Source organism: Bacillus cereus, from assembly GCF_025917685.1.
GTDB lineage: Bacteria > Bacillota > Bacilli > Bacillales > Bacillaceae_G > Bacillus_A > Bacillus_A cereus_AT.
In genome coordinates this window covers 3,204,878-3,227,072 of sequence record NZ_CP089518.1, presented here as the reverse complement: position 1 = coordinate 3,227,072, position 22,195 = coordinate 3,204,878, and the positions used below count along the sequence as shown (strand labels likewise).

Sequence of the window (22,195 nt, the reverse complement as noted above, 5' to 3'; positions counted from 1 at the left end):
CGCAAAGTATTATAGTTGAACGTGTTTATTAGGCACAGTTTTAATAGGGCGATCAACAAGTAAATTGTAAGTAAGCCCTATTAATACGAAAACACCGCCGATAATTTTTCCAGTTGAGAGTTCGTTTGACAGGAAGAAGTCAATGATAGTCCCCGCAAATAATTGTCCGATAAAGATGAGTAACGTTAAATAAAATGCCGATATTTTAGGAGTAATATAGTTGGATAATGAAATAACGATAACGCCTACTAATCCGCCTAAGTATACAGCGATAGGAATAGATCGCAACGTATGACTAGGAATATAAAATGAATCTGAACTGAAAATTAAAAATATCATAGAGAAAAATAATCCAGTAATATAATTGAAAAATGTACCTTCCCAATTCCCAATTTTCTTTGCTAAATTCGCGTTAATAATTCTAGCAACAACGATAGAAACACCAGCTAAAATAGCGATACAAATATATAACATTTTCTTACCCCCATTAATAAATTGTCATGACTATAATCCCAGAAGAGATGAATAATAATCCAATTAGTTTTTTCTTTTCAAACTTTGCAACTTTCATTCCTAATAAGCCGAAGTGATCAATAACAATTGCAGCAATGGATTGACCGAGTAAACTTAATGCGATTGTAATAGAGGCACCAAGGGCGGAGAAACTTATATTATTAAAAAGAACAGTGAACACCCCAATCGCTCCAGCGCTATATAAAACAAGTGGAATACCTTTATCAAAATGGATTTTATTTTTGTTTATGATTAAAACGAAAATAACTGCAATTAAACCGACAAGGTGAATGACAACGCTCGCTGTGTACTTGCCAATTAACTCAGATAAAATCCCATTCAATGGAAGCATAACGGCGATGAGCACACCAATAAAGACAGAAAGAAAGTTATACAATGTAATAGCCCCTTTATATTTCATATTTGTAATGACTGTATCATGCTGAAATTGTGTATTACTATGACATATGTCATAGTGGAAGAAGAAAATTTTAATTACAATGGGGATAGGTTGTAAAGGTGGGGGAACTATGAAGAAAGTATGTAATTCTATTAAATTAGCAGAGTATATGAAACAAAATAATATTGACTCATTTTTTAGTAATGATATGAAGCCATATTTGGAACTTTTATTTTTTAAAAAGAATGAGTTTATTTGTAGAGAAAATGAAGAGATAGATTATTTATATTTTTTTGTTGAAGGAAAAGCGAAAGCGTTTAACACATTAAGTAACGGGAAATCGGTATTATTATGTTTTTATGATAGTTTGCAGTTACTAGGAGATGTGGAGTTAATTCATTCTCAAAAGACTGCTTCAAACGTACAAGTAATGGCTGATTCGTATTGTGTTGGTTTACCTTTAGGGAAAGTGAGAAACCAATTATTTCATGATGCGAAATTTTTACGATGTATTTGCGGATCGTTAGCACATAAATTAAATCGTCTTTCAAAAAATAGTACAATTAATTTACTATATCCACTTGAAAATAGACTTGCGAGTTACATGTTAGCAGCAGGGGAACGAGCGGCTCAGCATGGAAATAGAATTGTGTTTAGTGGGAATTTAACGGAAACAGCTGAATTGTTAGGAACGAGTTATCGGCATTTATTGCGCACTTTGAATATTTTTTGTGATAAAGAGATAATCAAGAAAAATAATGGTTGCTTTGAAGTAGTAAACGTGGATGTTTTGAGAGAATTGGCTGCGGATGTTTATAAATAGGAGAGGATTATAAATGATTACACCTATATTTAGAATTTTTGATATTGAAAAAGCTCAGTTGTTTTACTTTAACTTTTTAGGATTTAAACTGGATTGAGAACATCGGTATGAGGAGAATATGCCATTATATATGCAAATTTCGTTACATGATGCTGTGATACATTTATCAGAACATCATGGGGATGCTTCACCAGGCGGTGCGATTCGGGTGAAAATAGAGGATTTAAAAAGTTATTATGCTATTTTATCAAGTAAAGATTATGCTTATTCAAAACCTGATATAGAGAGAACACCTTGGGATACAATGGAATCAACTGTGATTGATCCGTTTTTAAATAGAATTATATTTTATGAGGAGCGGGTTTAGAAATTGAGATGACATAAATAATTTATCAAGGTAGGTGTAACAATGAACAGAAAAATAGCGATAATTTCGGATATTCATGGGAATAGTCACGCTTTAAAATCTGTATTAGAAGATATTGAGCGTCGTAAGGTCGAAATGATAATAAATTTAGGGGATAGCGTGTATGGGCCGTTAGATCCTTTAGGGACAATTGAAATATTAATGAATAACGAGATGGTACATATTAAGGGGAATTGTGATCGCATGCTTTGGGAATCTATACAAGAGCAGTCTGCTACACTAACTTTTGTCCAAAATCAATTAACAAAAAATCATATAGATTGGTTACAACAGCATTCTTCACAATTTATTGTAGATGATATGTTATGTTGTCATGGCACACCTACTTCAGATGAGGTGTATTTGTTAGAAGAGATGAATGAAAGTGGTGCGGTATTAAAGAATGAAAAAAATATAATGGACCAACTCCAAAATATTGAGCAGAAAATAATAGTATGCGGTCATACGCATATTCCTAGAGTTGTTTATTTAGCAAACGGAAAGATTATTATAAATCCAGGGAGTGTAGGACTTCCAGCATACAAAGATGAATTACCTGTTATGCATAAAATGGAGTCAGGAACTCCGCACGCAAAATATGTAGTGATAGAAAAGGTTTTGGGAGAATGGATAATTGAACAAATTTCAGTTCCTTATAATTGGGAAGAAGCTGTTGGATTAGCTGCTCAACAGGAAAGACATGACTGGGCACAGGCGCTAAAGACTGGGAAGATAGAATGAAGGGGAGTTTACTTTATAGTAAACTGCTCTTTTTTATTTTGAGTAGATATTGAATTATATAAAAATAAAATGTTATGATTACGGAAACATATGAATACATGAACAAGTATTCATATGTATAAAAGAAGGAGGGATTAGAGTGAAAGACCTAATTATTATTGGAGCTGGTCAAGCTGGATTAACAATGGGATACTACTTGAAGCAAGAAGGATATAATTTTTTATTACTTGAGGCAGGAAAGCGAATTGGTGATTCATGGAGAAACAGATATGATTCTTTGCAACTTTTTACCCCAAGGTCTTACAGTAGTTTGCCGGGGAGGGCATTAATAGGTGGGAAAAATGAATTACCACATAAAGATGAAATTGCAACCTATTTAGAAGAATATGCAAGGCACTTTAAATTACCGGTCCAATTGCAAACCGAAGTTTTAAAAATAAAGAAAGAAAAAGATATATTCGAATTACATACTCCTAGAGAAACTTTACAATCAAAAAAGGTTGTTATCGCAACAGGTGGTTTTCAGCAACCGTATATCCCCTCATACTCACAACGTCTTTCATCGCATGTTTTTCAAAGACATTCATCACAATATAAATCACCACCGCAAATTCCTAAGGGGAAAGTACTAGTAGTAGGTGGTGGGAATTCAGGAATGCAAATCGCAGTAGAACTTGCAAAAACTCATGAAGTTACAATGTCTATCAGTCATCCTTTAACATTTCTACCGTTACATCTTTTTAGAAAGAGCATTTTTAATTGGTTAGAAAAATTGGGTTTATTGTACGCTGAAGTAAATACAAAGAGGGGAAAATGGTTTCAAAAGAGGAAGGATCCTATTTTTGGTTTTGAAGGTCAGGAACTTATTCGTAATGGAGCAATACAACTACAGGAAAAAGTAGTAAGTGCATCAGAAAATAATATTATGTTTCAGAATGGTGATACATATAGTGCAGAAAGTATTATATGGTCAACTGGTTTTGCTTCAGGTTATAACTGGATTGAAATAGAAAAGACAGTGAATGAGAAAGGATTTCCTAATCATGTAAAGGGAATAAGTCCCGTAAGAGGATTATATTATATCGGTTTGCCGTGGCAATCTCAAAGGGGCTCTGCACTTATTTGTGGTGTAGGAAAGGATGCAGCGTATTTACTTTCTGAAATCAAAAAAATAGATCAGTAGCAGCAACTACTGATCATCCATATGTACATGAATTAGGAGAGGTCAAACATTTATTAACTTTATTATAATAGATTTTCATAAGAATAAAAACTGAAAATTCTAATTTTGTATTGAGAAAGTTTTTTGTATTGAAATATATGAAAGAATAGGAATTTTTATTAAAAGGAAAAATGATATTTATATTCTAGTAAATTATGATATAGTCTAAAAAAGAGTGTTATCCATAAATATAATTATTTTCATTTTGATTTCATTTATGTGAGGGAAGGAGAAGTAATTATGAAGTTTGATGATCAACGCTTACTAGGAGTACGATTAGGATCGATACTCGTAACAGAAGAAAATCAATATTTAGTAATTAAGAAGAAAGATCATTATGCACTATTAAACATACATAATTTAGAATGCACACATGTCGAAGTGCAGTTAGAACATATTGAAGAACTGTTGCATGAAGATTTCCAAGAAAGTATAACGGAAATTATCGCACCAGAACATATAAAAATTGTTGCGAAAAATGTTATATAAAGTGAAACTTTAATCAGTGGGGGTTCTTCATCCCCCACTGATTATTAGTTGAACCAATCGGTCTTACTGCCCGGCAAATAGCGGGATAAAGAAAGAAGCTGGAAGGAACAGCTTCTTTCTTTTCATTATAAGGATAACGTTTTTAAAACCTCACCAATGATGCCCTTCATTTGATGAACACCTAAATCGGAATTCGTCATAATAACAGCTCCATTACCTCTATGTGGATAACAAACCATCATACATTGAAATCCCACGCCCCATCCAAGGGAATAAATTTGTAAGTCTTCGTTAGAATCATCTAGAAAAACACCTAGTCCAGTCCATTTTGAGCAACCTTGAGGAGAAATCATGTCTTGTACTGTTTTTTGAGAAAGTTTTAGTTTGCCCTTTCCTTGTAAGGAATGAATGATTTCAATTACTAAAGTTGATAAGTCTGTTGGTGTTGTCCAAATGCCTGAAGCTGCTGCGAATGGGTAAAATGGATACTTCTCATTTGTAACGGTGCCATCTTTATTATGTCCACAAGCAAAATCATCGGTTTTATCTATGACATCGGGAGAGAAGAGTGTACTATTTTTCATTTGTAGTGGCTGGAAGATAAATTCTTCTAGTAACTGACTAAATGATTTTCCTGTAATATCTTCTAGTAGTTGTTCGATTATACAAAAGTTTGCGTCTGAGTAGTGAAATTCACTTTCTGGTTTATAAGTTGCTGCTATAGGTACTGGGCAATATAATGTATCACCGGCAAGGAGTTCGGACATTTTAGGTAGTCCTTTTGCGAGGGTATAAGGTTCAAAACTATTAGGAGGATCAGTAATTCCAGATTGATGACTTAATAAATTTCGTAAAGTGATTTTTTTCTTTGAAGTAAATAGATTGGTAGGGATATTCCAAGATGTGAGTCTATCATTTACGTCTTCATCTAAATGTACGATTGCTTGATCTGATAATGTTAGTACGAGCATTGCGGTGATGAATTTGCTAATAGAACAAGAATTGAGGATGGAATTTGTAGTAATATTTCTAGTTGTTCCAGACTCAAGTGTTCCGTAGGCTGTCGCTTCATCCAGTCTACCGTCACGTATAACGGCAAGGCTTAACCCGGAAACGGAATATTGTTTCATTTGCTTGGATATATTTCTACTTAATAAGTTCATAGTATCTCCCTTCTGATAAAACAGAATATTAACTTTATTATACATTAGTAGATAAAGAGAAGTGTAGTGAATGGAATAAAAAGGTGCGTTTTAAGAGAAAGAGGGAATAAAAGAAAACACTCCATCTTTTGTTGATGAAGTGTTTTTTTTTATTTTAAGTAAGTTCGAGGTAAAAATTGAAGGAATTTATCTCGGTACATGTACATAAGCCATGTAGCTGTTATAAAGGAAATAAATATTTCTTTATTTTTAATAGGTGCTTTGAAAAGGAGCCAACCAGTTATATCGAATAGCACATGTAATACGATTGAAAGAACTACAAATAGTAATAATGTCTTCAAAAATCTTTTCATGAAGTGTCCCCCTAGCATAAAAGTTTTTATCAATAGTGTTGTATATTACTATTATACATTAAATGTGTCATGTGGTAAAATTTACATAAATTAGTGAAATAAAACAAATGAAAGCTAATGAGGAGGAATAGTCATGGAATTTTGGATGATCATACCGATAGCGATTTTTGGGTTTATTTATATCGTTGAAAAATTAAATAAAATCGAAAAGAAAACGGATGCGCGTTTAAAGAAGATGGAAGATAGATTACAATTAATTTCGAAAGAAATGGGAATTGTAGATAGAGAACCTGAAATTAATAAAGAATTACGCCAGCTTGTGGAAGAAGGAAAAACAGTTACAGCAATTAAGAGAGTAAGAGAGGCTTTTGGATTTTCATTGTTAGAAGCGAAGCAATATGTTGATAAGTTATAAAAAAGATCATCCAATTGGATGGTCTTTTTTTACTGAACCATACGTGTATTTACATAAGCAGCGATTATAACGTGGCCAATAATAATGTTGGGAAATATAATTTTAACATTAGGAGTAATGAAGACACTGCCAATTGTGGCAATAACACCAGAAGTTAAATTATAAAGACCAACTATTTTTGATAACTTCACTTTATCTAGCACACGGCGTTCATTGAATCCTGATAAGAGCCAAGTGTATTGTTTTACCTCAATAAAATAAGCTAGTGCAAATGAAATGATTGCTAGTATAAATAATGATGGATACGCGAAGAGAGTCACCAGAAACACCTCCGTTAATGGACTATAAATAAATTATAGTATGAATGTTATAATTTAACAAAATACAGTTTTGATTTTAAGTGTAATAGAAAAATGGCATTTGTGAAGAAGGGAGATTAAGTATGAATATTTCAGAATTCCAGAGATATGTAGCAAGTTTTAGTAAAGAAAAAGGGTTTCAACATACAACAATTGAAGAACGCACGATGTATGCGATGGCGGAATTAGGTGAATTAGCGGAAGTTATATTAAAGCGTGATAAAATACAAGATTCGAAACGAGAGATTGGTTTAGAAATGTTTGATGTAATTTGGAATGTATGTGATTTAGCGAATAAATTAAATATTGATTTAGAGAAGGCGTTTGAAGAAAAAATGATGATTAATAAAAAACGTGAATGGTAAGTAGAATTTTAATGTGTAAAGATGGGGGATATGAATGAAAAAGAAGTTTATTATAGGAGGAGTTTTCACCTTAATTAGTGTAATGGGTGTTGTCGCCTATTTAGTTTTTCAAGGTATATTCATTCCGAATCAATTCAGTGCGGACAAGTATGAGGTAAAAGGTGTAGATGTCGCGTCTTATCAAGGAGAGATAGATTGGAGAGAGTTAGAAAAGCAAAATATGAAGTTTGCGTTTATAAAGGCTACTGAAGGAAGTGCGTTTGTGGATGAGTACTTTTCGACAAATTGGACGAATGCAAATAAGACAGGTATGCGCACCGGAGCGTATCATTTTTTTAGTTTTGATAGTAAAGGTGAAACGCAAGCAAAGCAATATATACGAACCGTTCCAAAACATAAACAAGCATTGCCACCGGTAATTGATGTTGAGTTTTATGCTAATAAAAAAGATAATCCACCTCAGCGTGAAGATGTTGAGAAAGAGTTGACAGTAATGGTAAAAATGCTAGAAAAACATTATGACAAGAAAGTAATATTGTATGCAACTCAAGAGGCGTATGAGTTGTACATAAAAGATGCATATCCCGAATGTGATATATGGATTCGTAGTGTTCTTACAAAACCGAGTTTATCGGATGAAAGAAATTGGACGTTTTGGCAATACACAAATCGTGGAAGGTTAAGAGGGTATAACGGGAAAGAAAAGTATATTGATTTGAATGTATTTTATGGGAATGAGGAAGAATTTAAGAATTATGGAATGAACGATTAAGTTTTGAAGCGTACAGAATGTTGTACGCTTTTTTATTAATTACATGAAAAATATGTAAGAAAAGATGGAACAAACATTTGAGATGAATTGTCTAATATAGGTAATAACTATTTCGTTTGAAAGAAAGGGTGGAGAAAATGAAAAATACATTATTAAAAGTAGGGGTATGTGTTAGTTTACTAGGAACAACTCAATTTGTTAGTACAATTTCCTCTGTACAAGCAGAACGAATGATAGAGCACAAAGTAATAAAAAATGAGACAGGAACTATTTCACTTTCTCAGTTAAACAAAAATGTATGGGTTCATACGGAGTTAGGTTATTTTAACGGAGAAGCAGTTCCTTCGAACGGTCTAGTTCTTACTACTTCAAAAGGATTAGTACTTGTCGATTCTTCTTGGGATGATAAGTTAACGAAAGAATTAATAGAGATGGTAGAAAAGAAATTTAAGAAGCGCGTAACGGATGTTATTATTACACATGCGCACGCTGATCGAATTGGCGGAATACAAACGTTGAAAGAAAGAGGTATTAAAGCGCATAGTACAGCATTAACTGCGGAATTAGCAAAGAAAAATGGATATGAAGAACCACTTGGAGACTTACAAACAATTACGAATTTGAAGTTTGGAAATATGAAAGTAGAAACGTTCTATCCAGGGAAAGGACATACAGAAGATAATATTGTCGTATGGTTACCGCAATACAACATTTTAGCAGGAGGCTGTTTAGTGAAATCTGCGGGGGCAAAAGATTTAGGGAATGTTGCTGATGCATATGTAAATGAATGGTCGATATCAATTGAGAATGTGTTGAACCGATATGGAAATATGAACTTAGTAGTGCCTGGTCATGGAGAAGTAGGGGACAGAGGATTACTTTTACATACATTGGATTTGTTGAAATAAGAAACTGTTGGAATATAAAAGCGAGGGGAAACAATTTCCTCCTCGCTTTCTTCTAGCTATATTTAAATGCGAAGCTATCAATTACGCCTGTATACGTTACTGAGATTTTAATTCCAAATATACAAATACCAGTACCGTCATAATTGCTATAACAACGTAAGTAACATCAAGCATTATAAGTGTTTTTAATGTTTCAGTCATCCTAGTTCACCCCTGTTATAAAAATATAACATGATCTTTTTATCAATCAGATAAGAAATCATAAAGATAAAATGTACATGAAATTTCTTAAGTAGTTTCTATATAAATATATCATATAAATAATGTAAACAATGTAAAGATAGTGTAAATGTATTGTAAAGAAAGAGGTTGCTCATAATGTCTATAAATCTTTTTAGTTGTATATACTATGTATTTCTCGTGTGCCATGTAGGAAACAGTTATAACATGTGAAAAATAAATTTACTTTGACAAATCAATCACGATGGTAGCTGTTATTACATTTTCCTCTAATACATCTACCTGTACTTGTTCATCGTTTCTCCAATTGATATTGAAGTTCTCTGTCGTATACATTTCCTTAAGAGTGACCTCTTTATATTTTTCTAAAATGCTACCTCTTTTCCCATAATAGATTCTTACAGTTGAACTGGGACTTGGTCCTTTTGATTTTATTGTTTCCCTAAACTCGATAATATTTATTAGATTTGGAGATTCACTTTTTTGAAAGGTAAAGGAACTGACCACTTTTTGTACTTTCTTAAAAACAGAACTACTGGATTTATCTGATACATTAAATTCCACAACTTCAGGTACTGTTTCTTTTCCGCGTAGCGTTATCGTTGCTTCATAGTCGTTTTTCCAATCTATTGAAACGTTTGAAGAATCGAGACGTTCCCCAGCATTTGCAATACTTGTGTCCAAATGTTCCGACCAACCGTATTTAATTCTGACTGGAGAGGGACCATGAGTAGAGTCCGAATCTTTTTTTACTACTTTAATCGTATTTATATTATTCGGAGAATGACTTTTTTTAAGTGTGATGTCCTGTAAATACAAAAAGTAAGAAAAACAGCCTACTAATAAAATAATTGGAATTGAAATACGTATGGCAGTAACGGGACGGCCTCGTGTCGCTTTTTTCTTAGTACTTTTAATATTTTGTTCAAGATCTTTTTCAATACTCGTTGAAACTTTTACTTTGGGCGGGCGAATAAACCACCAAATGAAAGCTATAAGTAGTAAGAAAAGAGGTATTCCTTGAATAAAGAGAAATCCTTTCCAAAAATCAAGTCTAGTACTATATGGAGAATCTGTTGCCATCACCCCTATAAAAAGTGCCACTGGACTTGCAAGTGTATTTATCCCTAAACCGATCATTACGAATGAAAGTTTTTTATCCCTAATTTTTCGTGACCCGGCCATAATAAACAGAAATACTGCAATACCGAGTATAAGAAATAGTATCCCATAATAAAACATCATATATACCATATTATCCCTCCATAATTTTAATTGTACCATCAGCAAGGGAAATTTTGTGAAATATTAGATGGGTATGATTTTTGTATTCCTTAAAAGTGCGCTGATATATTATGCAAATAATTGATCATGCGCAAGTATTAATATCAGAAGACAGTAAAAATATTATGTCAACAATGTGAACTGTCACAAATTTATACATATTATTGTGATTGATATCACATCCCTTTTCATCAATGGGTATTATGCTTAGGTTGTAAGGAATGATTGGGAGAGGGTGGGATGATAATGTTTTGTTATCAATGTGAACAAACGCCGACAGGTGGATGTAAAGTGATAGGTGTTTGCGGTAAAAATGAAACAATTGCAAGTTTACAAGATACGATTGTGTTTGGGTTAAAAGGAATTGCGGCTTATCGTACGCATGCTGCTCAGCTAGGGTATACTGATGCATTTGTAGATGCTACAACGCAAGAAGCTTTATATATGACATTAACAAATTCTAATTTTAATGAACAAGAACATATTGATATGGCTATGAAAGTTGGGAAATCAGCTTTGCGGGTGATGGAATTATTAGATGAGGCACATACGAATCACTTTGGTGTTCCAGAGCCTGTTCAAATTACGCAAAACCATGTAGAAGGTAAGGCAATTGTAGTTACTGGTCATAATTTATTTGCGTTAGAAGAATTATTAAAGCAAACAGAAGGAAAAGAAATTAATATTTATACGCATTCTGAAATGTTACCAGCGCACGGATATCCGCAGCTCAAAAAATATAAACATTTAAAAGGAAACATTGGTAAGGCATGGTATGATCAACGACGACTTTTCGAAAAATTTACCGGTGCAATATTAGCTACAACGAACTGTGTGATGCCAATTAAAGGATCATATTCTGATCGATTCTATTCATATGATATTGCAGGTTTAGAGGGTGTACAAAAAATTGAAAATGATGATTTTACACCATTGATTCAAAAAGCGCTTGAACTTCCAGAAGTACATATAGATTCGGATGAACAGTTAGTAACAGGGTTTCATCATAATACAGTCTTATCATTAGCCCCAGAAATTATTGAGGCAGTAAAAGAAGGAAAGATTAAGCGTTTCTTTGTCATCGCAGGTTGTGATGCTCCAGGAAAAGGCGGGGAATATTATCGTGAATTAGCAACGTCACTTCCACCAGAAACGGTAATTTTAACAACTTCTTGTGGGAAATTCCGCTTTAATGATGTAAGTTATGGGGTTGTACCGGGTACGGAGATTCCGCGTTACATTGATTTAGGACAATGTAATAATTCAATTTCTACATTGAAAATAGCGGCTGCTTTAGCAGATGCTTTTCAATGTGAAGTAAACGAATTGCCATTGAGTATTGTCCTATCTTGGTTTGAACAAAAAGCGGTTGCTATTTTACTCGGGCTATTTAGTCTTGGAATTCAAGATATCCGTATCGGTCCAAAGGCTCCTGAATTTATTTCACCTAGCGTGCTTGATGTATTACAAGAAACATTCGGTTTAAAATTGATTACAACTGCAGCAGAAGATATGGATATGATGTTATCGTAACAAAAGGATAATCTGTCTTATTAATAAGAAGAGCTAGCCGTATTCATTAACTTCGATATAGTATGGCGCCCCAAAATAAAAATTCTACATTTTTGTTTTGGGGTATTTTTTTTTCTTAACGGGATAGGTATGTGGCGAAATTTCTTCAAAAAGAAAATCGCCTGTATCTAATAGGTAATAGTTGATTTTAGAAAAATATAAAAAATCGAGTTGACATTTACAGCTACTCAGTCATACAATGTACTTGTAATAGGTGATACTGAGTAGTATTGTTTCTCAAAATATTTTCAGTAAACTATAGGTAATAGTGGATTTTAGAAAAATTTTGAAAATGAGTTGACATCTACAACTACTTAGTCATACAATGTAGTTGTAATAAGTAATACTGAATAGTCTGATTTTACTCAAGAGCTATTCAGTAAAAAAATCGCCTTAGTACTCTGTGATACTGAATATAAGTCAGACAGAATAGGGGGTAAAGGAGGATCAGAACATGGAAAATTTAACTGAAATGCTGAAAGGTTCACTGGAAGGGTGTGTGCTGGAAATCATCAGCCGTCGTGAAACGTATGGATATGAGATTACCCGCCACCTGAATGATCTTGGGTTTACCGAAGTCGTGGAAGGGACAGTTTATACCATCCTCGTACGATTAGAAAAGAAAAAGCTTGTGAATATTGAAAAGAAACCATCAGATATGGGACCGCCTCGTAAGTTTTATTCACTAAATGAGGATGGCCGTCAGGAGCTTGAATTATTTTGGGAAAAATGGGATTTTGTATCTTCAAAAATTAACGTCTTGAAGTCAAACTAGCCTCATAATATAAAATGTTCCGACTCATATTTGAAGAGTTTCTTGTTCTGCTTTATAAAAAAGGAGGAAAATAAGATGTTGGAAATGTTCAAAAAATTAATTGGTGATAAAAAAGAGTACAAAATGATGATGGCACGTGTTGGAGCACTGCCAGAGGACTATCAGTTTGTGTTTAAGAAAATTCAAAACTACATGTGGAATTTCTCAGCGGGTAATGGAATGGATATGCTGCACATACAGTATGAATTAATCGATTTGTTTGAAGCCGGTGCAGCGGAAGGCAGACAAGTGCTTGACATTACTGGGGAGGACGTAGCATCGTTTGCTGACGAACTCGTAGCAAACGCTAAAACATATGTCTCCAAGTATCGTGAAGATTTGAATGAAAGTATCATGAAGCAATTGAGAAAAAAATAAATGTAATAAGTAATACTGACTGATTAGCTGGTTACAAATGTGAATTGCCGCCATCGCTATTCAGTTATATTTTTAAACCGCTACTAAGTAGTACAGATTATCAGTGATACTAAATAGAGGGTATAGGTAATCTATTTTTATAAGGGGGAAAAAGTATGAGCAATGCAGCGATTTCTGTAAAAGGTTTAAAAAAATCTTTTAAAGACAAGGAAGTTTTAAAAGGGGTGGATTTTGAGGTGCAGCGTGGCGAAATCTTCGCGCTGCTGGGCTCAAATGGAGCGGGCAAGACGACGACGGTCAATATCCTTTCGACGCTGATGAAGCAAGATGGTGGTGAAGTAGGTATTTGTGGTTTTGACGTCCAGCATCAACCGGATCATGTCCGTCAAAGCATCAGTCTGACAGGACAGTTCGCAGCTTTAGACGGTATGCTCTCTGGGAGAGAAAACTTGATAATGATCGCCAAGTTGCGTGGAGTTTCTAGTCCCGCTCAAGTTGCCGATAATTTGCTTGCAAGGTTTAGTCTGACCGATGCAGCCAACCAGAGGGCAGACCAGTATTCGGGAGGGATGAAGCGCCGGCTTGATATCGCCATGAGCTTGATCGGGACACCAGCAGTCATTTTTCTCGACGAACCAACGACAGGACTTGACCCTGAAGCGCGGATTGAAGTGTGGGATACAGTCAAGGAACTTGCCGGCGGCGGCACAACGATCTTGCTGACGACTCAGTACTTGGAGGAAGCAGAACAACTGGCTGACCGTATTGCTATCTTGCATGGCGGAAAAATTATCACAACTGGTACTCTTGCAGAACTTAAAGAGATGTTCCCACCAGCAAAAGTGGAGTATATCGAGAAGCAGCCGACATTGGAAGAAATTTTTCTTGCGATCATCGGCAAAAAGGAGGAGATGTAAATGAAAAGCAAAACAGGGGTATTACTAGGGCGCTTAATGCGCAATATCATGCGCAGTCCGGATACGATTATTACGGTAGCGATTACACCGATTATGATGATGCTGTTGTTTGTTTACGTATTTGGCGGTGCCATAAAGACAGGAACGGATAACTACGTCAATTATTTATTGCCGGGAATCTTGCTGATGGCTATCGCATCCGGTGTCGCTTACACATCCGTGCGGTTGTTTACGGATGTAAAGAGTGGACTGATGGCACGTTTCATTACGATGCCCATCAAGCGCTCGTCGGTATTATGGGCTCACGTATTAACATCACTTGTTGCTAATGCGCTTACTATCGTGGTGGTTATCCTTGTTGCGCTCTTAATGGGATTCCGTTCCAGCGCTAATATTCTCGATTGGCTTGCGGTAGCTGGAATACTCGGGATGTTTACGCTGGCGCTGACGTGGTTGGCTGTCATTCCCGGGTTGACGGCGAAGTCTATGGAAGGAGCGACAGCCTATTCGTACCCACTAATTTTTCTGCCCTTTATTAGTTCGGCCTTTGTTCCTACTGAAACTATGCCAAAAATTGTTCGTGCATTCGCTGAGAACCAGCCTGTGACTTCAATCGTGAATGCGATTCGTGCCCTCTTATATGAAGGGTCTGTTGGCAACGATATTTGGATTGCACTTGCTTGGTGTGTGGGCATTATGGTTATCGCTTACTTCTTCGCTGGTAAAGCATTTAAACGTCAGTTAGGATAAGTGCACCATCGGTTCGGTTTTCTATGGAAACTAAACTTTCCGGAAAAATATATGTGGGAAAATGGATTTAAATCACATGCTTCTTAGTTATTGCCATAATTATTGGTATTCTTACTGGTTACGCAGTTGGTACGTAAGTAGGTTCAGACGTTGAGAAAAATCAGCCTGAGAGAGTTAAAGGGGAAGAGATAATATTTTGACTGCAATTCTAATCGTCATAAAATCAATACAATGCACAAAATGTCTCTGTAAAAGAGAAGAAAGGGTCCTGACTAATCAGGATCCTTTTTTAGAGTACTAGTATCAGTATATCTAAGTTACTTACAAACGTTGTGGAGTGTTTGCACCAGAATCAGCTACCGCACTAAATCTTGCGGAACATATACAAATTGAACAATTAGATGTACACTCATTACATGCATTTCAATTATTTCTATTACAATCGCAAAAAAACTACGCTCCGTTATCCAATTGGAAAAGGGGTAAAGTTTGCTATTATGATGAAAAAATTACTTCCTTGGAGATGGTGGAAGTATATTGTTTTGAGGGAGTTCGCGAAGAAAAAATAGCGCTACTATGCTAAGGTCATTCACGCATTATAGTGTGTTAATTAAATATATGTATATACATAGTTTCTCAGAGTGATGCGATGTCAGGTGTGAGCTGTGTAACAACTAGAGGTGAGTAAAGGATGTTAACGTTTTCGTTTGAAATAGACAAGGATATTCCACAGAAGGATGAGCCACGGTATGTTACTTATGCAAAGGGCTTTATCGAAGGGGATTTAACGATTTGTGTGGGTGACAGAGTATTTTTTCAAAAGTCATGCATGAAGGTTGCAGAGCTGGGCATTTATTTAGGACAGTGGATGGAACAAGTTCAACACGGGCAGAGCGTACATATGAATTATGAAACGAGTGACCGTGATGACGTAATTCTTGGTTTCTTCTATGAAGAGGACAATCAGTGGAGGGTTTCTTCCAGTTGGCAACAATTTGAACTTCAGGAGCGTATATCTACTACAACATTAGTAGAGAGCGTTCAACGCTATTTGTATGGGCTAAATAAGGAACTCCGCGCGATAGAATATCCTGTGACGTTTGATCAGTACTTAAGAGGAGAGCGAATGATGCAGCTTTCTTACAAACGACTGTGTGATAGTAAAGCGGACACGACGTCGATAGAGGTTTACAATGGAAGCGAGCAAGTAGGCGTAGTACGGGGCTATTATAAAAATGCGCTGATGAAAGTGCTAGACTTCATTCCGAAAGTTGGTAGTAATATCATTTATGAAATAAAGGATAGTAAGGACAATATTCGCGTTATTGCAAAGGATATAAGTAGGCAGCGTCAAAGAAAGATTTTAGTAACGTACATCGATAATAATGATGCAGAGCATGAAATGATTGTATGTGACGGAAAGTTATTGGATGCAAATTTCTTATTTACCTTTACATATAAGACAGAAGAATATGTTGTTCACAAAACTTCACTTGGGCTTGGAAAGTTATTACGAAAGGGCTATGTAATCGCAGATTGGAATATTCGTCTTGAGGAAGATATGTATTACATGGAGATGAATGTATATGATGGGGATTATATACATGATCAATACTTACTGTTAGGCGTATTTCATGCGGTTTTGTATGGGTGATAAAGTGAAACTTTAATCAGTGGGAGTCTTACTGCCCACAAATAGCGGGATAAATGAGAAGTACCGGTATTCTTCATGGGAAGGATGCCGGTATTTTTTATATGGTTCCCGTACAAATGCTTTCTCTATTCCGAATAGTCGATAAATAAACTTCACTTCATTTTGGACAGACTTGTCCAGCAATTAATTCTACAATTTCTTAGGAAGTCAGATTATATTGAAGGAACTAGTTACTTTTCTACTAAAATAGATAACTACTCATTAGAAACATCTGAAGTCTATAGAGACTTTCCTTTCCCTGTACAAGGAAAGCGAAAAGAAGGACTATGTCCAATTCTTAAAAAGAAATTTGAAGTTACTGATGCAGTAATATTGAAGATTCAACCAGGTTTGGAAAGGGCTGCGGGTGATTCGGACGAATGACTCGCAGCTACCCCAATCATAGATCATGTCTAATGAACCTGTTGAAATTTACACAGGAATACTTGAAACGCAAAGGAGTTTTACAACCGAATCTGTTTTATTCATCCAATTGTGAGGTGTTGTTGAATCTAGGAAAATACAATCATAAGGATTCAAAACATGCTCCTCTTTGTCAATGATGATCGTCAGTTTTCCTTCTAGAATGTATAGAAATTCTTGCCCCGAATGTGAATAAGATTCCTCTCTTTGAGCACCTGGGTTAAGCAAAACTAAAATGGGATTAAATAGTGGATTTTCAATGTTGCCCGCTAAATCTCTATAAAAAAATTGGTTATGTAGAGTGTTCGTCTTACTAATGATGTTTCTCATAACTGTTGGTGTTGTCTGCTTTTCGGACTCTGAAAAAAAGTAGCTCGGATTGACACCGAGTGCTTCTGAAATTTTTTTCAATGATTCGAGTGTTATGGATGATTTTGATCGTTCGACTTGCGATAAAAAGCTGATTGAAAGATTCGTCTGATCAGCAATTTGTTTTAATGTTAACTTACGCTCTTTTCTCAAACTCTTTATTTTTACTCCAATTAAATCGTTCACTTTTATCCACTCCCGCTACTGACATTAATCATGATTACTATTCTAGGAAAATTTATTTAGTAAGGTGCTGGATGTAACCTCATGATGAAAATAAAAAAGTTAGTTAAGATATTTTTGAATAAATGTATGTTAATGGTTAGTTTATAGATTGTTGAACTGATTAGCTATGTGAAAACCCCTTAAAACTAGGTTTGGTACTTCTGTCCAAATCCTAAATACAAGGAGCACACGTTCATAAGAATAACACAATAGCTCTAATTAAAGAACGATAACAAGAAATCGATGTGCCAAAATTCACTTTAAAATGAAGTGCCACTTAAATAGTAAGTGATACTAGCTCAAAAAAGAAGAATATCTCCAAAAAAAATATTCTGAAAATTCCATTTACAATGAAAAATCGGTGTGTTATTATCGTAAATAATTGAAGTATCACTTCAAAAATGATTTCTGATTGAAGTAATCTATTACTAAAAAGAATAAACACTTGAGGAGAATGAAGATGAATTTTCATGGTATTTTAGTTCCGTTGGTTACCCCGTTTAAAAACGATAAAAGTTTAGATGTAGATACTTTAAAGAAACTGACTAACACGTTTATTGATAAAGGTGTTACTGGTTTAGTAGTGTGTGGAACGACTGGCGAATATTACGCCTTAAACGAAGCTGAACGTGAAAACGTTTTAAAAACTGTGGCAGAAGTGGCTAAAGGACGCGTAACTTTAATTGCAGGTATCAATGATTTATCAACCGAAGGAGCGGTTAACCGTGCTAAACAAGCGAAAGAATTGGGTTATGAAGGCTTAATGTTATCACCAACTCCTTATAGCCTGCCTGATCAAACGGGTGTGATTGCCCATTACGAAACTGTAGCATCAGCAACCGATTTACCGATTATCATGTACAATTTTCCTGCTCGCATTGGCATTGAAATTGAGCATGACACTGTGGTGCATCTGTCGAAAAATCTGAATATCGTCGCTATTAAAGAGAGTAGTGGTGACTTTAGTCGTGCTTTACGCTTGCTACAAACCCCATTTGAGAATTTTGAAGTGATTTGTGGCTGTGATGATCAAGCTGTAGACTTTTTCTTCTGGGGTGCGAAAAGCTGGATTGCTGGTGCAGGGAATGTGTTCCCAGAAGAGCAAGTTGCCATGTTTAATGCTGCGCAATCTGGTGACTGGGACAAGGCTCGACAAATTATGCGCGAAATCTACCCTGCTATTCATTCAATGGAATCTGGAAACTATAACCAAAAAGCCAAACTAGGCTGCCTGAAAGGTGAGATCAACGTTGGCGCGGTACGACTTCCATTATCTGATTTATCAGAAGAAGAAAAGGCGACATTCTTAGCTTTCTTTAATAAATAATCTGGAGGAGAGACAAATGACTGTATCAAGAGAACAAATTTTTGCCCTTGCTAAAGAAGGAAAGCTATGGGCCGGCAACTTAATTGATGGTTTTAAGAGTGCTGCCGACAAATTAGAAAATCGCACTCCCATTGATAACAGCTTCATTGGCTATATTGCTGATGGAGATGAGCGGGATGTGGATGCGGCTGTTAAAGTGGCGAGGGAGACATTTGAAGAAGGGATTTGGAGTCAATTATCCCCTAATGAGCGTAAGAAAGTGATGATTCGCTGGGCGCAATTGCTCGAAGAACATAGCGAAGAACTGGCTGCCTTAGATTGTATAGATGCTGGAAAACCGATTACTGAATGTTTAAATACTGACATGCCAGCAACGATCGATACGTTTTATTGGTACGCTGAAGCGATTGATAAACTCTTTGGCAAAGTCGCTCCTACGGGTAAAGATGCTTTGGGCTTGATTGTTACTGAACCGATTGGCGTTGTTGGTGCGGTATTACCTTGGAACTTTCCCGCGCAAATGTTTGCTTGGAAAGTGGCACCTGCATTAGCTGCAGGGAATTCTGTCATTGTGAAACCGGCGGAATTAACTTCACTCAGTGCTCACCGTATGATTGAACTTGCTTATGAAGCGGGTGTTCCAAGAGGCGCTTTAAGCTTAGTATGTGGTTTAGGCGAAAAAGTAGGCGAACCATTAGGGCGACATATGGATGTGGACATTGTATCATTTACTGGTTCAACGGAAGTCGGCAGGTATTTCTTAAAATATTCAGCAGAAAGTAACCTCAAAGAAATTGTCTTAGAGTGTGGTGGTAAAAGCCCACAAGTCGTGTTTGAAGATGCTGACTTGGATGCGGCTGTTCCGCATATTTTATCAGCTGCCTTTTGGAATATGAGTGAAAACTGTAGTTGTGGTTCCCGTTTGATCGTGCATGAATCTGTCAAAGAGGAATTGTTAGAAAAATTAAAGTCTGGCTTGACAAACTGGAAATTGGGTAACCCGATGGATGAGTCAGTTGCCATTGGCCCCATGATTGAAGAAGCACACTTTAATAAAGTGAAATCGTTTTTGGATATTACGCTTCAAGAAGGAGGGAGCTTAGTCGCTGGAGGGAACATTCACAGTGATGTGGGTAGTGGCTGGTACATAGAACCAACTATTTTTGAAAATGTAACCGCTGACATGACCTTGTTCCAAAATGAAGTATTTGGTCCGATTTTAGCGGTTAGTACGTTCGAAACGGAAGAAGAAGCAATTGAACTTGCCAATAACACCTCTTATGGGTTAGCTGCTTCTTTTTATAGCCAAAATGTACAGCGGACGATGCGCGTGGCACGTGCCATTAAAGCCGGTACCGTTTCTGTGAATGGTTTTAGTGAAGGGGATATCACTACTCCATTTGGTGGCTTTAAACAATCTGGCTTTGGTGGCAAAGACAATGGATTAGAAGCTTTTGAACAATATGTGCGGACAAAAGTAATTTGGTACGTTCATTCATAATAATATGAATCTGCTTTTTTGGGGGAGTAAACATGGGGAAAACAGATAATAAGCAGTTAAAAAAAGTTGTTGTTGCATCGATGATTGGATCTGTGGCTGAATGGTATGAATTTTTCTTATATGGTACCGCTTCGGCTCTCGTTTTTGGAGAATTATTTTTCCAACAAACGGGAAGTGCTATTGACGGCATCCTGGCTGCATTTGCTCTCTATGCGGTAGGTTTTATAGCTAGACCTATTGGCGGACTTGTTTTTGGTCATTATGGTGATAAATTTGGGCGTAAAAATTTATTACAGATTAGTTTAATTATCGTTGGAATAACGACTTTCTTAATGGGATGTATTCCGACATTCGGTAGTATTGGATATTGGGCTCCGATCTTACTCGTTACTTTACGTTTAATTCAAGGATTTGCTTTCGGCGGAGAATGGGGTGGAGCTGTTATTTTAGTATCTGAGCACAGCCCTAGTGATAGACGTGGGTATTGGGCAAGCTGGCCCCAGGCAGGCGTGCCATTAGGAAATTTAATAGCAACAATTATCCTTTTACTTTTATCTAAAAATTTAAGCCCAGAGCAATTTATGGACTGGGGTTGGCGTGTAGCATTTTGGTTCTCTGCTGTTGTCGTCCTAATTGGTCTTTGGATTCGTAAAAGTGTAGACGATGCCCCTATTTTCAAAGAGTCACAAGAAAAACAAGCTCAATTAGAAAAACAACAATTAGGTGTTATAGAAGTGCTTAAAGACCATAAAAAAGCGATTATTGCTGGTATTGGAGCTCGTTTTGCAGAAAACATCTTATACTATATAGTTGTCACTTTCTCCATTAGTTATTTAAAACTTGTTGTCGATAAAGATACTTCACAAATTTTATTATTAATGTTTGGTGCTCATGCAATTCACTTTTTCCTCATCCCCTTAATGGGACACTTAAGTGATGTGTGGGGACGGAAGCCAATCTATATGACAGGAGCCGTTTTAACTGCATTTTGGGGATTTATCGGGTTTCCCATGATGGATACAGGAAATGATTGGTTAATTATAACTGCCATTACTATTGGTTTATTCATACAATCTATGACGTATTCACCATACTCCGCATTAATGACAGAGTTATTTCCAACGCACATCAGATATACAGCTTTGTCTTTATGTTATCAAGTAGCACCAATCTTGGCAGGGTCATTGGCACCACTAATTTCACTAAGTCTCCTAAATAAATTTAATAGCTCTATCCCAATTTCGATTTATTTAGTCATCTCAAGTATTATTTCAATTTCATGTATTATGTTAGTAAAAGAAACAAAAGGTAAATCACTTACATTTAAGAAAGCAGAGTAAATATTTTCTTAAGCCATATATAATCGCTTTATAACTGTTGATTTAAAATAAAGACTAATAAAAATGGCCTCTTAGGACAGTATGTCTCAAAGAGGCCATTTTTTATCTGGAGGTGTATCGTCTGTTACCATCAGCCTTCCTCCAACTACTGTGGGTTTAAAATAAGGTTCGATAATTTATAAATCAGTCTGATCATTAAGAATAAAGATTGATAATTTGTAAAAAGTTTAATCGAAAGATCTATTTTGTAGAGTATTTCTTTGTTCAACAATTGGGGCAACTCGACAAGTATTGTTATAAACGCATTTAGCATGAAAGACGAGAGATTATGCGAGACAAATCTCAAGAGGCTGTGATGAAAGAAGTGGTTCCGTTGCAAAGTTCTGAACAGCATAAACCCGTTTACAAAATACGTTTATAGTTTAAGGGGTAC

General features: G+C 35.8%; 23 protein-coding genes and 3 pseudogenes. 19 read left to right on the top strand and 7 right to left on the bottom strand.

Features of this window, described 5'->3' with window-relative positions:
- Nucleotides 1–9: 9 nt before the first annotated feature.
- Both LUS72_RS16785 and LUS72_RS16780 read right to left on the bottom strand, forming a co-directional pair.
- Nucleotides 10–474, bottom strand: coding sequence for a DMT family transporter (locus tag LUS72_RS16785; RefSeq protein WP_097832591.1), 465 nt, complete (start codon nt 472–474; stop codon nt 10–12).
- Between the two features lie 13 nt (nt 475–487).
- Nucleotides 488–934 (bottom strand): DMT family transporter, encoded by a 447-nt coding sequence (locus LUS72_RS16780; protein ID WP_071747543.1) that lies wholly within the window; start codon nt 932–934, stop codon nt 488–490.
- A 109-nt stretch (nt 935–1,043) separates the two neighbouring features.
- Here LUS72_RS16780 and LUS72_RS16775 point away from each other — a divergent pair, with 109 nt between their 5' ends.
- The 5 genes and pseudogenes from LUS72_RS16775 (at nt 1,044) to LUS72_RS16755 (ending at nt 4,594) form a co-directional block, all read left to right on the top strand.
- Complete coding sequence (locus LUS72_RS16775) at nt 1,044–1,736, top strand: cyclic nucleotide-binding domain-containing protein (protein WP_264447372.1); 693 nt, start codon at nt 1,044–1,046, stop codon at nt 1,734–1,736.
- Nucleotides 1,737–1,749: 13 nt separating this feature from the next.
- A pseudogene (locus LUS72_RS16770) lies at nt 1,750–2,103 on the top strand (glyoxalase superfamily protein).
- A gap of 42 nt (nt 2,104–2,145) precedes the next feature.
- The gene (locus LUS72_RS16765; RefSeq protein WP_097832593.1) at nt 2,146–2,883 is read left to right on the top strand and encodes a metallophosphoesterase family protein; all 738 of its coding nucleotides are present in this window, start codon (nt 2,146–2,148) and stop codon (nt 2,881–2,883) included.
- 139 nt (nt 2,884–3,022) lie between these two features.
- Nucleotides 3,023–4,066: a flavin-containing monooxygenase gene (locus LUS72_RS16760; protein WP_264447369.1), complete on the top strand. Its 1,044-nt coding sequence runs from the start codon at nt 3,023–3,025 to the stop codon at nt 4,064–4,066.
- Between the two features lie 279 nt (nt 4,067–4,345).
- Nucleotides 4,346–4,594, top strand: coding sequence for a hypothetical protein (locus tag LUS72_RS16755; protein ID WP_000666936.1), 249 nt, complete (start codon nt 4,346–4,348; stop codon nt 4,592–4,594).
- Nucleotides 4,595–4,719: 125 nt separating this feature from the next.
- Here LUS72_RS16755 and LUS72_RS16750 read toward each other — a convergent pair whose 3' ends face one another.
- Together LUS72_RS16750 and LUS72_RS16745 are read right to left on the bottom strand one after the other, a co-directional pair.
- Nucleotides 4,720–5,757: a serine hydrolase domain-containing protein gene (locus LUS72_RS16750; protein ID WP_264447365.1), complete on the bottom strand. Its 1,038-nt coding sequence runs from the start codon at nt 5,755–5,757 to the stop codon at nt 4,720–4,722.
- A gap of 162 nt (nt 5,758–5,919) precedes the next feature.
- Nucleotides 5,920–6,110, bottom strand: a pseudogene (locus tag LUS72_RS16745) (hypothetical protein); the annotation flags it as partial.
- A gap of 133 nt (nt 6,111–6,243) precedes the next feature.
- On the opposite strand from LUS72_RS16745, the gene LUS72_RS16740 reads away from it, so the two are divergent.
- Entirely contained in the window at nt 6,244–6,525 is a 282-nt protein-coding gene (locus LUS72_RS16740; protein WP_097832597.1) for a hypothetical protein, read from the top strand.
- A 29-nt stretch (nt 6,526–6,554) separates the two neighbouring features.
- On the opposite strand, the gene LUS72_RS16735 is transcribed toward LUS72_RS16740, so the two are convergent.
- Complete coding sequence (locus LUS72_RS16735) at nt 6,555–6,845, bottom strand: DUF3784 domain-containing protein (protein WP_264447362.1); 291 nt, start codon at nt 6,843–6,845, stop codon at nt 6,555–6,557.
- Nucleotides 6,846–6,967: 122 nt separating this feature from the next.
- Between LUS72_RS16735 and LUS72_RS16730 the strand changes: the two genes are divergently transcribed.
- The 3 genes from LUS72_RS16730 (at nt 6,968) to bla2 (ending at nt 8,929) form a co-directional block, all read left to right on the top strand.
- The gene (locus tag LUS72_RS16730) at nt 6,968–7,249 is read left to right on the top strand and encodes a MazG nucleotide pyrophosphohydrolase domain-containing protein (RefSeq protein ID WP_097832599.1); all 282 of its coding nucleotides are present in this window, start codon (nt 6,968–6,970) and stop codon (nt 7,247–7,249) included.
- A gap of 34 nt (nt 7,250–7,283) precedes the next feature.
- On the top strand, nt 7,284–8,021 hold the full coding sequence (locus LUS72_RS16725) for a glycoside hydrolase family 25 protein (RefSeq protein ID WP_097832600.1): 738 nt from the start codon (nt 7,284–7,286) through the stop codon (nt 8,019–8,021).
- A gap of 137 nt (nt 8,022–8,158) precedes the next feature.
- A complete protein-coding gene (bla2, locus tag LUS72_RS16720) occupies nt 8,159–8,929 on the top strand; it encodes a BcII family subclass B1 metallo-beta-lactamase (protein WP_097832601.1) in 771 nt (256 codons plus the stop codon).
- Nucleotides 8,930–9,391: 462 nt separating this feature from the next.
- Here bla2 and LUS72_RS16715 read toward each other — a convergent pair whose 3' ends face one another.
- Nucleotides 9,392–10,423 (bottom strand): MFS transporter, encoded by a 1,032-nt coding sequence (locus tag LUS72_RS16715; RefSeq protein WP_264447357.1) that lies wholly within the window; start codon nt 10,421–10,423, stop codon nt 9,392–9,394.
- Nucleotides 10,424–10,699: 276 nt separating this feature from the next.
- On the opposite strand from LUS72_RS16715, the gene hcp reads away from it, so the two are divergent.
- The 7 genes and pseudogenes from hcp (at nt 10,700) to LUS72_RS16680 (ending at nt 16,538) form a co-directional block, all read left to right on the top strand.
- The gene (gene hcp, locus LUS72_RS16710) at nt 10,700–11,986 is read left to right on the top strand and encodes a hydroxylamine reductase (RefSeq protein ID WP_097832603.1); all 1,287 of its coding nucleotides are present in this window, start codon (nt 10,700–10,702) and stop codon (nt 11,984–11,986) included.
- 493 nt (nt 11,987–12,479) lie between these two features.
- A complete protein-coding gene (locus tag LUS72_RS16705; protein WP_000429485.1) occupies nt 12,480–12,800 on the top strand; it encodes a PadR family transcriptional regulator in 321 nt (106 codons plus the stop codon).
- A gap of 75 nt (nt 12,801–12,875) precedes the next feature.
- Nucleotides 12,876–13,217, top strand: a complete 342-nt coding sequence (locus LUS72_RS16700) for a DUF1048 domain-containing protein (protein WP_000891991.1) — start codon at nt 12,876–12,878, stop codon at nt 13,215–13,217.
- 155 nt (nt 13,218–13,372) lie between these two features.
- Nucleotides 13,373–14,134 carry an ABC transporter ATP-binding protein gene (locus LUS72_RS16695; RefSeq protein ID WP_097832604.1) on the top strand — a complete coding sequence of 254 codons (762 nt, stop codon included), beginning with the start codon at nt 13,373–13,375 and terminating at the stop codon, nt 14,132–14,134.
- The gene (locus LUS72_RS16690) at nt 14,135–14,884 is read left to right on the top strand and encodes an ABC transporter permease (RefSeq protein ID WP_000837807.1); all 750 of its coding nucleotides are present in this window, start codon (nt 14,135–14,137) and stop codon (nt 14,882–14,884) included.
- Nucleotides 14,885–15,330: 446 nt separating this feature from the next.
- Nucleotides 15,331–15,453, top strand: a pseudogene (locus tag LUS72_RS16685) (short-chain dehydrogenase); the annotation flags it as partial.
- Nucleotides 15,454–15,575: 122 nt separating this feature from the next.
- Nucleotides 15,576–16,538, top strand: a complete 963-nt coding sequence (locus tag LUS72_RS16680) for a tubby C-terminal domain-like protein (protein WP_264447349.1) — start codon at nt 15,576–15,578, stop codon at nt 16,536–16,538.
- A 471-nt stretch (nt 16,539–17,009) separates the two neighbouring features.
- Here LUS72_RS16680 and LUS72_RS16675 read toward each other — a convergent pair whose 3' ends face one another.
- Nucleotides 17,010–17,555, bottom strand: a complete 546-nt coding sequence (locus tag LUS72_RS16675; RefSeq protein ID WP_097832606.1) for a helix-turn-helix domain-containing protein — start codon at nt 17,553–17,555, stop codon at nt 17,010–17,012.
- A 499-nt stretch (nt 17,556–18,054) separates the two neighbouring features.
- Between LUS72_RS16675 and dapA the strand changes: the two genes are divergently transcribed.
- The 3 genes from dapA to abaF are packed head-to-tail and all read left to right on the top strand — an operon-like array spanning nt 18,055 to nt 21,762.
- On the top strand, nt 18,055–18,921 hold the full coding sequence (dapA, locus tag LUS72_RS16670; protein ID WP_264447345.1) for a 4-hydroxy-tetrahydrodipicolinate synthase: 867 nt from the start codon (nt 18,055–18,057) through the stop codon (nt 18,919–18,921).
- A 16-nt stretch (nt 18,922–18,937) separates the two neighbouring features.
- Nucleotides 18,938–20,422, top strand: a complete 1,485-nt coding sequence (locus tag LUS72_RS16665; RefSeq protein WP_097832608.1) for an aldehyde dehydrogenase — start codon at nt 18,938–18,940, stop codon at nt 20,420–20,422.
- A 32-nt stretch (nt 20,423–20,454) separates the two neighbouring features.
- Nucleotides 20,455–21,762, top strand: coding sequence for a fosfomycin efflux MFS transporter AbaF (gene abaF, locus LUS72_RS16660; protein ID WP_097832609.1), 1,308 nt, complete (start codon nt 20,455–20,457; stop codon nt 21,760–21,762).
- Nucleotides 21,763–22,195: the final 433 nt, after the last annotated feature.

Coding starts and splice junctions, on each gene's coding strand:
- LUS72_RS16785 (WP_097832591.1), bottom strand. CDS start 474: ATGTTATATATTTGTATCGCTATTTTAGCTGGTGTTTCTATCGTTGTT.
- LUS72_RS16780 (WP_071747543.1), bottom strand. CDS start 934: ATGAAATATAAAGGGGCTATTACATTGTATAACTTTCTTTCTGTCTTT.
- LUS72_RS16775 (WP_264447372.1), top strand. CDS start 1,044: ATGAAGAAAGTATGTAATTCTATTAAATTAGCAGAGTATATGAAACAA.
- LUS72_RS16765 (WP_097832593.1), top strand. CDS start 2,146: ATGAACAGAAAAATAGCGATAATTTCGGATATTCATGGGAATAGTCAC.
- LUS72_RS16755 (WP_000666936.1), top strand. CDS start 4,346: ATGAAGTTTGATGATCAACGCTTACTAGGAGTACGATTAGGATCGATA.
- LUS72_RS16750 (WP_264447365.1), bottom strand. CDS start 5,757: ATGAACTTATTAAGTAGAAATATATCCAAGCAAATGAAACAATATTCC.
- LUS72_RS16740 (WP_097832597.1), top strand. CDS start 6,244: ATGGAATTTTGGATGATCATACCGATAGCGATTTTTGGGTTTATTTAT.
- LUS72_RS16730 (WP_097832599.1), top strand. CDS start 6,968: ATGAATATTTCAGAATTCCAGAGATATGTAGCAAGTTTTAGTAAAGAA.
- LUS72_RS16725 (WP_097832600.1), top strand. CDS start 7,284: ATGAAAAAGAAGTTTATTATAGGAGGAGTTTTCACCTTAATTAGTGTA.
- bla2 (WP_097832601.1), top strand. CDS start 8,159: ATGAAAAATACATTATTAAAAGTAGGGGTATGTGTTAGTTTACTAGGA.
- LUS72_RS16715 (WP_264447357.1), bottom strand. CDS start 10,423: ATGGTATATATGATGTTTTATTATGGGATACTATTTCTTATACTCGGT.
- hcp (WP_097832603.1), top strand. CDS start 10,700: ATGTTTTGTTATCAATGTGAACAAACGCCGACAGGTGGATGTAAAGTG.
- LUS72_RS16705 (WP_000429485.1), top strand. CDS start 12,480: ATGGAAAATTTAACTGAAATGCTGAAAGGTTCACTGGAAGGGTGTGTG.
- LUS72_RS16700 (WP_000891991.1), top strand. CDS start 12,876: ATGTTGGAAATGTTCAAAAAATTAATTGGTGATAAAAAAGAGTACAAA.
- LUS72_RS16695 (WP_097832604.1), top strand. CDS start 13,373: ATGAGCAATGCAGCGATTTCTGTAAAAGGTTTAAAAAAATCTTTTAAA.
- LUS72_RS16690 (WP_000837807.1), top strand. CDS start 14,135: ATGAAAAGCAAAACAGGGGTATTACTAGGGCGCTTAATGCGCAATATC.
- LUS72_RS16680 (WP_264447349.1), top strand. CDS start 15,576: ATGTTAACGTTTTCGTTTGAAATAGACAAGGATATTCCACAGAAGGAT.
- dapA (WP_264447345.1), top strand. CDS start 18,055: ATGAATTTTCATGGTATTTTAGTTCCGTTGGTTACCCCGTTTAAAAAC.
- LUS72_RS16665 (WP_097832608.1), top strand. CDS start 18,938: ATGACTGTATCAAGAGAACAAATTTTTGCCCTTGCTAAAGAAGGAAAG.
- abaF (WP_097832609.1), top strand. CDS start 20,455: ATGGGGAAAACAGATAATAAGCAGTTAAAAAAAGTTGTTGTTGCATCG.